Annotated in this window: 11 protein-coding genes; 8 read left to right on the top strand and 3 right to left on the bottom strand. The window is 38.2% G+C overall.

Annotation, left to right across the window (positions count from 1 at the left end; all coding sequences use genetic code 11):
* The first annotated feature begins 247 nt into the window (after nucleotides 1-247).
* Nucleotides 248-538 (top strand): hypothetical protein, encoded by a 291-nt coding sequence (locus tag B1NLA3E_RS15215; protein ID WP_015594720.1) that lies wholly within the window; start codon nucleotides 248-250, stop codon nucleotides 536-538.
* Between the two features lie 677 nt (nucleotides 539-1,215).
* Here the strand turns inward: B1NLA3E_RS15215 and B1NLA3E_RS15210 are convergent.
* Nucleotides 1,216-1,428 carry a YppF family protein gene (locus B1NLA3E_RS15210; RefSeq protein WP_015594719.1) on the bottom strand — a complete coding sequence of 71 codons (213 nt, stop codon included), beginning with the start codon at nucleotides 1,426-1,428 and terminating at the stop codon, nucleotides 1,216-1,218.
* 210 nt (nucleotides 1,429-1,638) lie between these two features.
* Between B1NLA3E_RS15210 and B1NLA3E_RS23340 the strand changes: the two genes are divergently transcribed.
* From B1NLA3E_RS23340 to B1NLA3E_RS15195, 3 genes are all read left to right on the top strand, one after another.
* Complete coding sequence (locus tag B1NLA3E_RS23340) at nucleotides 1,639-2,199, top strand: YppG family protein (RefSeq protein WP_015594718.1); 561 nt, start codon at nucleotides 1,639-1,641, stop codon at nucleotides 2,197-2,199.
* A gap of 153 nt (nucleotides 2,200-2,352) precedes the next feature.
* Nucleotides 2,353-3,216: an ABC transporter permease subunit gene (locus B1NLA3E_RS15200; protein WP_015594717.1), complete on the top strand. Its 864-nt coding sequence runs from the start codon at nucleotides 2,353-2,355 to the stop codon at nucleotides 3,214-3,216.
* Nucleotides 3,209-4,180 (top strand): ABC transporter permease subunit, encoded by a 972-nt coding sequence (locus B1NLA3E_RS15195; RefSeq protein ID WP_015594716.1) that lies wholly within the window; start codon nucleotides 3,209-3,211, stop codon nucleotides 4,178-4,180. The genes B1NLA3E_RS15200 and B1NLA3E_RS15195 overlap by 8 nt, the downstream gene beginning before the upstream one ends.
* An 828-nt stretch (nucleotides 4,181-5,008) precedes the next feature.
* Here B1NLA3E_RS15195 and B1NLA3E_RS15190 read toward each other — a convergent pair.
* A complete protein-coding gene (locus B1NLA3E_RS15190; RefSeq protein ID WP_015594715.1) occupies nucleotides 5,009-5,485 on the bottom strand; it encodes an Hsp20/alpha crystallin family protein in 477 nt (158 codons plus the stop codon).
* 192 nt (nucleotides 5,486-5,677) lie between these two features.
* Between B1NLA3E_RS15190 and hcp the strand changes: the two genes are divergently transcribed.
* Nucleotides 5,678-6,967, top strand: coding sequence for a hydroxylamine reductase (hcp, locus tag B1NLA3E_RS15185; protein WP_015594714.1), 1,290 nt, complete (start codon nucleotides 5,678-5,680; stop codon nucleotides 6,965-6,967).
* A gap of 57 nt (nucleotides 6,968-7,024) precedes the next feature.
* Here the strand turns inward: hcp and B1NLA3E_RS15180 are convergent, their stop codons facing one another.
* Nucleotides 7,025-7,717, bottom strand: a complete 693-nt coding sequence (locus tag B1NLA3E_RS15180) for a Crp/Fnr family transcriptional regulator (protein WP_015594713.1) — start codon at nucleotides 7,715-7,717, stop codon at nucleotides 7,025-7,027.
* A 416-nt stretch (nucleotides 7,718-8,133) separates the two neighbouring features.
* Between B1NLA3E_RS15180 and B1NLA3E_RS15170 the strand changes: the two genes are divergently transcribed.
* From B1NLA3E_RS15170 to B1NLA3E_RS15160, 3 genes are all read left to right on the top strand, one after another.
* On the top strand, nucleotides 8,134-10,410 hold the full coding sequence (locus tag B1NLA3E_RS15170; RefSeq protein WP_015594711.1) for a DEAD/DEAH box helicase: 2,277 nt from the start codon (nucleotides 8,134-8,136) through the stop codon (nucleotides 10,408-10,410).
* A gap of 13 nt (nucleotides 10,411-10,423) precedes the next feature.
* Entirely contained in the window at nucleotides 10,424-11,689 is a 1,266-nt protein-coding gene (locus tag B1NLA3E_RS15165) for a ribonuclease H-like domain-containing protein (protein WP_015594710.1), read from the top strand.
* Nucleotides 11,690-12,132: 443 nt separating this feature from the next.
* A complete protein-coding gene (locus tag B1NLA3E_RS15160) occupies nucleotides 12,133-12,393 on the top strand; it encodes a CotD family spore coat protein (RefSeq protein WP_015594709.1) in 261 nt (86 codons plus the stop codon).
* Nucleotides 12,394-12,457: the final 64 nt, after the last annotated feature.

The raw sequence follows: 12,457 nt of genomic DNA, 5'->3' as shown, positions 1-12,457 counted from the left end.
AAACACCTCCGATTATATTGTTTTCAATTTCCCAATTTTTCATTCCGAAAAAAGAGTCGAAAACCTGCGATAATTTGAATAGGGTCTGATAAAAAACTTCTATCTTTGACGAATTCCTTCTAGTTTTGTCTAGGGTGAAGGAAGCCAGATATAAACAGCGAATAGATTAGATTACATAAAAGAAATTTGCAAGAGCTGTGAAGCATCAGGTCACGTGGACTTTACCAGATAAAAAGGAGGTTTTTTTATGAAAGAACCAATGATTTTTAGAACGGAACTTTTAAAGAGATTAAACAAAATTTATCGTCAATTAGAAGAATTAGAAGACGTTCTCCATTCCTCCTTTATAAAACAACAAGGAAACATCCTAAAACTGGAAAAGGATCGAATGGATCACTGCACTGGTAAAATTTCTGCACTTGAAGATGAAGTTCTTAGCCAAACAATAGAGAAACGAAGTGTAAAACCAGGAACTGAGAATAAAGGTAAGAAACTGACCACGAGCATTCACCTTGAACTTGGTTTTAAAAGCTTGTAATTTAATAAATACTAATAAGTAGCTCTGGTAATCAAAGCTACTTTTTTTATTTTTGCCTGTTTTCGTAATCTTTGCTTCTAGTTATTAAAAGAGAAGAGTGGTTGATTTCCACTCCAGGATGCTCGCTTTCCGCGGGGCGGGCGGTGAGCCTCCTCGGCGCTTAAGCGCCTGTGGGGTCTCACCTGTCCCGCTGCTCCCGCAGGAGTCTCGCACCTTCCGCTCCAATCAACTTTCATTTAAGAGGTTTCCTTTACAAAAAAACTATTTAAAAAAGGCTCTGTTAAACTCCCTCAGTTTAATGCGATTTTCTCCCGAATGCTCGCTAGAATGTTGATTTCCGTTCCAGGCGCTTCGCTTTCCACGGGGCGGGTGGTAAGCCTCCTCGGCGCTAAAGCGCCTGCGGGGTCTCACCTGTCCCGCTGCTCCCGCAGGAGTCTCGCGCCTTCCACTCCAATCAACATTGTTTAAAAATTAACCTTTAGCTTTAACACAGCCTTAAAAAACAACAATCTTTTAGAAAAGAGCCTTAGTTTTTAATCACTTGGTGCTTATATAAACAAAAAGACTGAAAATACAAAATAGCGGCAGACACCAAGATGTCTGCCGCTATAAACCATTTTGCTTTAATTATTAATAAGAATAGATTCTAGGCACCCCAAGAAAAGCCTGAAAATATATTAAAAAGAATTCTCAATAAGGGAATGATCTATATTGTCTTCAGGGATTTCTGCACCTAAAGACTCAAGCTCACGAACAAGATTTCTATAATCACATATGGAAATCTCATTTTGAATGTAAACTCTTTTGGCAAAGTCTAACAGTTCATTGGCGTTTTCTGTTTCATACTCTCGAAATTGAAAAAATTTTACTCTCAGTTCGTGAACGTTCATATACAATATTCCTCCTCCGTCGTTTTTACTATCGTAACATGAAAAATCCAATTTTCCTCATTTTTCAAAAATTGAGACTTCAGACAATTTCCCTCACAGTTTGACAAAAAACTTCATGTTTTTCCTTTTTAAAAAGGAAACCTCATTTCTCACCATTACGAATTATCCCACATAAAATGGAGTAATGAATAATGAGGAGGATGTTCGCCGATGAATGGCAGAAGAGATAGAAATCAATACTTTTATTATCCACCAGGGGGAATCGACCAAGGACAATATCCCGTTCCTATTGCTTATGAAAGCTATATAGGAAGGCAGCAACCGCCCCCCATTTATCCAGTTCCATACCCTCCACCACAAGGGAATCAAAATTGGTATCAACCTCAACAACCTTACAATATGAATGCTAATTATTTCCCAAATGCTTACCCCAATAATAACAACAACATTAATTCATATGCGGGACATCCCAATATGATGAATCATGAATTTTCACAAAGTGTTTTTCAAAATCCCTTGCAAGCAGAGGAAGAACCTTTTCAAGCTTACTATCCACAGCAAGTGATGAACCAAACTGGGGTTAATCAATATCCTAATCAAACGTTAATACCAAAACAACCTAGTGGAATTCATTCGATTATGAACTCTTTTAAATCTCAAGATGGGTCGGTAGATATGACTAAAATGGTTAATACAGCAGGACAAATGATGAATGCCGTTACTCAGGTATCGTCGATGGTAAAAGGTCTAGGAGGGATGTTTAAGGCTTAAATAGGATGAGTAAAATGGCGACCCGGTTTGTCGCCTTCTTTCTATTTATATGATTACAAACTATATAGGTATAGTTATTGTGGGTGATATTGACAATTCTCTTGAACAAAAGGAAAATGGGAAATAATCACCTTAATTAAAGGGGGAGGACTTTTGTTACGTCTAATTCAGAAAATGGTTGTTATTGTAGTACTTATTCTTTTCCTCTCTGCCTTACCTGAGATTATTTCTGTTAATAATGTCGAAAAGTCTTTAGAGTGGAACTGGACAAAGCTTCCTGAAATATATGGAAATTTTTTCGCGGAAATATCTAAAGGTAGTTTAGGAACATATCAATTAGGTTCTCAAACAAGAGCGATTAGTGGGGATATTGGAGATAATTTTGTTACTAGCCTCATTCTTATGGTTTCAGGTGTTGTGGTAGGCGTAATCATTAGTATAGTCTTTGGCATTTTTGTCAGTCGGTTCCGTTTAACAAGATGGTTTAGGCTGATCATGAATTTAATTGCAGCTATTCCAGATTTTATGTTAATTGTCATTTCATTATTTATTGCGATTAAGATTTATCAAATAACAGGATTTAGAATGATTTCACTAAGACCAGATGCAGGGCTATTAAATATGTGGTTTCCCATAATTCTTATTGCTCTGTCTCCTACACTTTATTTATTTAAGCTTGTCTCCTTAAAATATTATCAAACGAGCGGTGAGGATTACATTCGGACTGCAGTTTCAAAAGGGCTTAGCTCAAATTACATAAACTTTCAGCATGTTTTCAAAAATATTGAACCGTTTATTTTTGCAGAGTTAACAAAAATAATCTCGTTAGCTGTTGGTAACCTATTTATTATTGAATATTTATTGAATGTGCCAGGGATAACTAAATTTATCTTTCAAAGTAATCAAATTCAGCCAATTGCTATTGGTTTGTTTTCGATGCTACTGATTTCTCTAATTGTCTATTTTACTGTTAGCTTGTTATTCTATCTATTTAAACGAGGATTTCTCTATGAATAAATTTCTGCGAATAAATTACTCTTTATATGTGGGCGCTTTTTTTGTTGTCGTCCTTATTTTGCTTTCCATTATCGGTCCTTTACTTGCACCTCACACTTTAACCGAAGCTCTTGAAACTCATTACACAAACGGTAAAGTGTTTGCACCTCCGCTTGAGCCATTTAAGTCAAAGAATTTTCCGTTAGGTACGGACAAGTGGGGATATGACATGCTCTCCATGGTATTATTTGGATTACGCTATACCATATTTATCTCGATTATCATCACTGTAATTAAAATGTCTTTAGGAACTCTCGCGGGAATCTATATTGGAACATGGAAAAAAACTCCTGGATGGATGGAAGCGATTGAAAATGCATGGAGTTATGTTCCTCTTTTTTTAGTAGTCTATTTTTTCTTGAAGCCAATAACCTTTAATAGTCTAATAGACCCTAATACTCTGGTTTTCTATTTTATTTTGATTACCTCAATCATTAGCATTCCAAGTATTATTTCTTCTGTGAGGTTAAAGACGCAAGAAGTGTACAAATCTATTTTTATTGAGGCAGCTAGTACATTAGGAGCAGGGAGAAATAGAATTGTGTGGAAGCATATCTTTCCACAACTAAAAGAATCATTACTGGTGATGTTTATTTTGGAAATCGTCTTTTGTATGACGATTATGGGTCAATTGGCCCTAATGAATATTTTTGTGGGAGGAACATATGTTACATTCGATCCAATTATTTATCATTCTATTACAAAAGAACTAGCTGGATTAGTGGGGCAGGCTAGGGCGAATATTTATAGTAATCAACATGTGTTGGTTATTCCGCTTATTTCCCTATTAATAACGACGGTTTCTTTTAATATGCTTGCGAATGGCTTGAAAAACCGAATTCAGGCAAACTACCAAAGAACTCCATGGATAAAAACCGGGAATAATTCATATTCTCCCCCAATACGAAGGAAGAAAAGAGGTTGACGAAAGTCAACCTCAGATTCTCGAAAAAGGTTATTTTCTCAGAATTTTCATAGATTGCCTATGCTAAGAGACCTGTTGATATCCGCTCCAGGTGCTTCGCTCCAATCAACAAGTGGCAAATCAACCTAAAGGATTGCAACACAACTTATCCAACCTAGCTAAATGTGGCTCTGTGGCTCCCGTTTTTCCGCGACTCAAGAATTTTGGTCATCATAGCGACTCTTTGATTCCCATTTTTCCAAGACTCTTGAATTTTAGGGCAACATTGCAGCTCTTTGAGTCCCATTTCTCACGAGTGTCCTTGAATTCACCAAAGCTGTCCGAAATCGCCGCTTAGTGGGAACATATAAGTTCAGAAAACAACTTAATAAGGAAGGACCTTTTCAAGAAGAAACGAAAAATCGATTTATTAGTGAATCAAGCGTAGAAGGTGATCGTCTGGAACTAAATCATCAATAGACCCACATTCATATTCACTTTGGCTAGACACTTTTGGCTTAAACAATGATTTCACCACTTATTTTTATTATTTATTGATTGAGTGAAAGGTCTGTATTTGAACCGCTCTGTTGATTGGAGTGGAAGGCGCGAAGACTCCTGCGGGAGCAGCGGGACAGGTGAGACCCCGCAGGCGCTTTAGCGCCGAGGAGGCTCACCGCCCGCCCCGCGGAAAGCGAAGCGCCTGGAACGGAAATCAACAGACCAATTAAACAGCCTAATTATTATAAAAAATTAACGCGGTGAATTACTAAATTTTTCAGGTAAAATAATAGACTGTCGATAGTTTCTCGACAGCCTGAGGTTGACGAGAGTCAGCCTCTTTTTTTCTTACTCTTGATCAATGATGATTTTTTTTCCTGCTTGTTTGGGAACGCGAATTTCAAGTAGACCGTCTTTATAGCTGGCTTTCACGGCTTTCTCGTTTATTTGGAAAGGAAGCGAAATGGTTCTGCTTGTTTGTGAAAGAGATTGTCTTTTTCGATAAAGTTGATTGTTCTCGTCCGCTTCAGTGATGACCTCTTGATTATTCACGACGATAGACATGGCATTCCCTAGTACATTGATTTGAATTTGTTCTATGGTTACTCCTGGCAGCTTGGCGGTAACAATATGGTCCTTTTCATTTTCTGAAACGTCGATGGGGAAGGAATTTACCGGAAAGGGACTCTTAAAAAAATCATCGATGGTTTGTAATATTCCTCGCATCGGTTTCTCCTGAAAAAATTGGTTCATTTGCTTCATAATATCTCCGAAGTGTGTAGGATGTTCTTCATTATTAGGGTCAAACGGAAGTTTAGAAGTCATGACTCCTTGGCTCCTCTCATACAGAAGTTTGCTAACATTCTATGCATTTACCCAAAATGTGGTTCATTGACCAGATTGAAAACGTTTTATGAATATTTTTTGAAAAAATGAGTTTTGTGGCATTTATCACATTTTATTTTCTGAATCACCTGTATGATGTAACTGTAGATTGATTGAAAGTGAGGAGAAAACATGTTTTGTTATCAATGTGAACAAACTCCAACTGGCGGATGTACTGTTGTAGGAGTCTGCGGTAAAGACGAAACAATAGCTAGCCTACAGGACACCATTATTTTCGGATTAAAAGGGATTGCAGCTTATCGGACCCATGCAAACCAACTAGGATACACAGATGCATTTGTTGATAAAACCACTCAAGAAGCGTTATACATGACATTAACAAACTCTAATTTTAATGTGCAAGAACACATTAATATGGCAATGCAAGTGGGGCAAGCAGCTGTTAGAATGATGGAAGTACTAGATGAGGCTCATACCAGCCGTCTTGGAATTCCAGAACCGATCCGTGTGTCTCAGAATAAAATCGAGGGAAAAGCGATTGTCGTTTCCGGACATAATTTATTCGCTTTAGAAGAATTATTGAAGCAAACTGAAGGAAAAGGCATCAATATTTATACGCATTCAGAAATGCTTCCAGCTCATGGCTATCCAGCTTTGAAAAAATTCTCTCACCTAAAGGGGAATATAGGTAAGGCATGGTATGACCAACGTCGTTTGTTTGAGAAATTCCCTGGAGCAATTTTAGCGACAACTAACTGTGTAATGCCAATTAAAGGTTCATACGCTGATCGTATGTTCTCTTATGAGGTTGCTGGTTTAGAAAATGTACAAAAAATTGAAAACGATGATTTCTCTCCATTAATTAATCGTGCGCTTGAGCTTCCTGAAGCAAATATTGAGTCAGACGAAACCTTATTAACTGGATTCCATCATGAAACAGTACTTGGATTGGCTCCTGAAGTAATCGCAGCTGTTAAAGAGGGAAAAATTAAGCGTTTCTTTGTAATTGCTGGTTGCGATGCACCAGGTACAGGCGGTGAATATTACCGTGAGTTGGCAACATCTTTACCACCAGAAACAGTTATCTTAACGACTTCATGTGGTAAATTCCGTTTTAATGATGTGGACTACGGTGTTGTTCCAGGCACAGAGATTCCACGTTATATCGATTTAGGTCAATGTAACAACTCAGGCTCTACGGTGAAAATTGCCCTTGCTTTAGCAGACGCATTTGGCTGTTCTGTAAACGAGTTGCCAGTAAGTATCGTACTATCTTGGTTTGAGCAAAAAGCTGTGGCTATTTTGCTAGGATTATTCAGCCTAGGCATTCAAGATATTCGCATTGGACCAAAGGCTCCAGAATTCATTTCTGAAGGTGTCTTAAATGTACTTCAAGAGACTTTTAACCTTAAGTTGATTGGAAATGCACAAGAAGATATGCAAGCAATGTTAAATGCTTAATTAACACAAATAAAAAAAAAACAACCGCCTTTACCTCTCTGCGGTTGTTTTTTTTTTCTAAAAAATTTCATCCAATAGAACCTGAGGGTCTAGGATCATGTCCCCGTTTGCATTAACTTCAATCAGCTCTTCTTTTTTCATCTTGGTGAGTGTGCGGCTGACTGTCTCTCTAGTTGTACCTATCATGTTGGCGAGGTCTTTGTTGGTGAATTCTGACTTTAACAATATTCTTCCATCCTCAAACATGGTTCCATTCTTTTCAGCCAGTCTAACAAGTAGTTTAATAATTTGTTCGTAAGTATTATTTAATATTTGTTCTTCTAAGCGGTCCTGTAAATCAATGATTTTTTCTCCAAGCACCTTAAATACTTTAATACATAAATGTGGATTTTCTATTAAAACCTTTTCAAATTGATCAATTGGTACAACCACAAGTTTTGAGTTTTCAATTATTTCTGCAAATGCAGGATATTCACCTTTTCGGAAAAAGCCAACGTGAGGAAACATTTCTCCAGATTTAGCTATGGCCACGATCTGCTCTCTTCCACTTGAATCACTTTTATAAATTTTTACTTTGCCTTCAAAGATGAAATAAACATTTGTTAGAGGGTCACCTTGTAAAAAAGCATGAGTATTTTTTTTCCAGTCTCGTGCAATGGCAATGTCCACAATTTTTGCAAGCTCTTGATCATTTAAATCTCGAAACAAGCTGAATTTGGAAAGAACCATTTTAATTTGATCTTTTTTCATTATTTCACCTCAGTGCAAAATCCTTATGTCTTTTTATATTGTAACAAATAAATAACGGAAATCATCAATTTTCGACAAAATCTATTTTTTTGAAAAGGCTCTTTTAAACTAGAGTGTTGATTTCCGTTCCAGGCGCTTCGCGCACCTTAGGGGCGAGCGGTGAGCCTCCTCGTCGCTAAAGCTCCTGCGGGGTCTCACCTGTCCGCTGCTCCCGCAGGAGTCTTCGCGCCTTCCACTCCAATCAACATTGTGCAAAAAATCAACATTGAGTTTTACCCAGCCTATGAAAAAAGGGAACAAACGATATCCCTATCAATTATTATTTTTTTAGGACAAATATGGTAACGATTAATTTTGGCTGTTCTCTTTTTTTGCGAACGCTCATTCGCTACAATAGAAGCATCGAGGTGAGAACGTTGAAAGGAAGAAAAAATTTACAGGAAGTAATCAAACTTTTAAAAGAGAGTAAAGATTTTAATGAGAATATTAAACTTTGGCATACAATTGAGGCAAAGGAGGCCAAAACTGCCTCCTTACCGGATGGTCTTCACCCTAAACTTGCAAAAGCACTAGAACAGCGAGGGATTAACCAATTATATACGCATCAATTTTCTGCTTACCAGTCGGTTACCAACAATTGTAGTATCGTAGCGGTCACTCCAACTGCATCAGGGAAAACACTCTGTTATAATTTGCCGGTTATCCAAACACTAATGAATGATCGACACGCGAGGGCTCTTTATATGTTCCCTACGAAGGCGTTGGCGCAGGATCAAAAAAGTGAGTTGAACGAATTAATCCAAGAAGGGGACTTGGATCTTAATTGCTATACGTATGACGGTGACACTGCTGCTAATATTCGCCAAAAGGTTCGCAGAGCTGGTCATATTGTAATTACCAACCCAGACATGCTTCACTCAGCTATTCTTCCTCATCACACAAAATGGGTTTCCTTATTTGAGAATCTAAAATACGTGGTTATCGACGAGCTTCATATTTATCGCGGCGTTTTTGGAAGTCATGTGGCCAACGTGATTCGGCGCTTAAGGAGAATTTGTCATTACTATGGCAGCGACCCTGTGTTTATCTGTACTTCTGCGACGATTGCTAACCCGCTCGAATTAGCTGAAAGACTAACTGAAAAACAAATGACATTAATTGACAATAATGGTGCCCCAAGCGGAAGAAAGCATTTTCTTTTTTATAATCCGCCGGTAATCAATAAACCGCTTAACATCCGCAAGAGTGCTACTCTTGAAGCAAAGAGGTTGGCTGGGGAACTGTTAAAAAATAAAATCCAGACGATTGTGTTTGCAAGAAGTAGGGTTAGGGTTGAAATTCTTCTAACCTATTTAAAGGAATTAGTAAAATATCAATTAGGCCCTAAGTCGATAAGAGGGTATCGGGGTGGATATTTACCGACAGAACGAAGAGAAATAGAAAAGGGACTCCGGTCAGGGGAGATTTACGGAGTAGTAAGCACCAATGCTCTCGAGCTTGGAGTGGATATAGGGCAGCTTCAGGTTTGTATTATGACCGGATATCCTGGTTCGATTGCAAGTGCCTGGCAGCAGGCAGGAAGGGCAGGGAGACGCCATGAGGAGTCGCTCGTTATTCTTGTCGCCAGCTCAAGTCCACTAGATCAGTATGTGATTCAAAACCCTGATTATTTCTTTAAACGAAGTCCAGAGACGGCTAGAATTAACCCAGATAACCTAATTATTCTTGTCGATCATATGAAATGTGCGGCCTATGAGCTTCCGTTTAGAAATGGGGAGCTGTTCGGGACGGTTGAAACAGAAGAAATACTTGAATATTTGACCGAAGAAAGAGTTCTTTATCAAAATGGAGATAAATGGTATTGGATGAATGATTCTTTTCCGGCACATAACATCAGTCTGCGGTCGGCATCACAGGAGAACGTTGTCATTATTGATCAAACTGAGGTTGGAAAAGCTAAGGTAATTGGGGAAATGGACAGGTTTTCAGCGATGACACTACTCCACGAAGAAGCAATTTATCTCCATCAAGGCATACAGTTTCAAGTAGAAATGCTTGATTGGGATGAAAAGAAAGCGTTTGTCCGAGAGGTAGAGGTAGATTATTTTACAGATGCTAACTTAGCAGTACAGCTAAAGGTGCTTGAAATAGATAAAGAACGTTCTGAAGCCGCATGTCAGTTAGGTTACGGTGATGTAAGTGTCCAGGCAATGGCGACGATTTTTAAAAAAATTAAATTTGAAACTCACGAAAATATCGGATCAGGACCAATTAACTTACCGGAGGAAGAATTGCATACAAGCGCAGCCTGGATCTCCTTACAGGAGGATTTAAATAGTTATAGTGAAGAACGCATCGAGCAGGGCTTAATCGGGACGGCTCATGCCCTAAAGTCGATTGTCCCTTTATTTGTTATGTGTGACCCCCAGGATATTCACGTAGTTCCACAAGTTAAGGCAGCACATAATGAAAAACCAACGATTTTTTTCTATGATCGCTATCCAGGAGGTATTGGTTTAAGCGATAAGATTTACGGTGGAATCGAGTTTGTTTTAACTGAAACAACGCGGATGATTGAACATTGCCAATGCGAACATGGCTGTCCTTCTTGTATTGGAACCGACACACAGGACCATTCCGCAAAGGATGATGTCCTAAAAATCTTGAAATTATTTATGCCAAGGGCAGTGTAATGGAGGGAGAGCAATGTCTTTAAAGAAAAAATTGAATCGATTAAAGCCTCACCTTGGCGTTATGGAAAAAGAAAAAACCGAAAGAATCCTAGATTCTACAACTGCTATTCCTTATCTTGATGAGTGGGAAAAGGAGCAGGTAAAACCCTTTTATTTTGACAATGATTATTGTTTAGTTAGGGAAGTAACCTATCCACTATCCTATCAATGTGGAAAATACCCGTTTCTAGATTTATTCACTGCGGTCCAGGCATGGAATGAAGGTGAGGTGAACCATCCTTTATCTGCGGCAGGTCACAAGCCAGAAGACTTGTTTTTCTTTGATACAGAGACCACCGGGTTAGGGGGAGGGGCAGGAAACACGATTTTCTTGCTTGGTTATGCTCGGGTAACAGATTCTCAGATTACGGTTAAACAGCACATTTTGCCGCATCCCGGTGCTGAGATTGCCCTTTATCAAAGCTTTTTGGAGTGTGTTGATTACAAAACACTTGTTACTTATAATGGTAAGGCTTTTGATTGGCCACAAGTAAAAACAAGACACACATTAGTGAGGGACCATGTTCCGAAGTTACCTGAATTTGGCCATTTTGACTTATATCATGCTTCAAGAAGAATGTGGAAACATAAATTAGAAAAGATGAAGCTATCAATCGTTGAAAAAGAGGTACTTGGAATTGAAAGAAAGGATGATGTTCCTGGTTTTCTAGCGCCAATGATTTATTTTGACTTTCTCGAACGAAAACAGCCTGAAGGCTTAATTGGAATCCTCAAACACAATGAACAAGATATTTTATCATTGATTTCCTTGTATATTCACCTTTCTTTTCAACTTTTAAGGTTGGACCAGGATCAGACTTCACAGGAAACCTTTGAAGTGGGGAAGTGGTTTGCAGCGTTAGGACAGTCCTCCATAGCAAAGGATGCCTTTAAGGGGCTAGTTAATGATGACCCAACTGATAGCTTTAAGGCAATGCATGCTCTTGCTTTTGAACATAAACGAAGCAAGGAATGGAGCAACGCAAGTCTATTATGGCAGAGGGTAGCGGAATGCGGTCCGCCTACCATGCAAATCGAAGCGTGTATTGAACTTGCAAAAATATATGAACATCGGCAGAAAGATATTGAACTTGCCTTGAGGTTTAGTGAGCAAGCCCACCGTGTCTGCAATAAAGTCACAATTCTGAAGGAAGATCGTTTATTTCAGGAAATTGAAAGACGACTCACCAGATTAAGAAAAAAAAGCTCGAAAAGTATCAAGACAATATCGAGGAGCTAGAATAGTTGTTATGTTTAAATTTTTGTGACAGAAAGTTCACAATTTAACGGCAAAAAAACATAAACTTTATATTGTATGTCAATGGAAATCGAGTTAAAATGTTAACTTGTATGGAATTGTTCCAACGAATTTTAATGTGGAGCTGGTAAAGTGTATAAAGCAATATTGGTTTTGTTTTTTGCTGTCGTTTGTTTAACTGCCATTTTATTTACTAGTCTAAAAGATAGTTTTTATAGCATGCTTTAGGGTAAAATAAAAAATTAAAAATAGGTAGAGAATGGATGGTCTCCTGAGTTGTTTTAAGGTTGATCTTGCCTTACATCGCCTATTTAATGATTTATTTAACATAAATAGGTTTTTTCATTAGTACAAGATTCCCATGTCTGTCATAGGCTATTAATGTAAATAGTCTTAAACAGAAAGGAGGACCTTGTATGCATCCTATGCACTGTCAATGCCCAACATGTTGCTTACCGCCAATTGTTCATCCAGCAAAATGTTTTGTGAACAATACTTGTCAAAACTATATCGTACCCCATATCCATCCTTCTCATACTACTAATGTAAATCATGAGTTCTATGCGCATCAGCATCATTATCCGCATACTGAATCATTTGTAAACGAAGTGAGCCACCAACATTTTAATGTTGGACCTGGACCGGTTCCTAGACCTTTTCCAGGAGCTGGACCTTACTGGGGTTAATCGTAATAAAAGAAACAAGGGCTATTAAGCCCTTGTTTTGTTTCGTTATGTAGCCTAAAATGAA

It is taken from the genome of Bacillus sp. 1NLA3E, assembly GCF_000242895.2.
Lineage (GTDB): Bacteria > Bacillota > Bacilli > Bacillales > Cytobacillaceae > Bacillus_BU.
The sequence above is the reverse complement of the archived record's forward strand: the minus strand, read 5'-3'. Positions and strand labels throughout refer to the sequence as shown.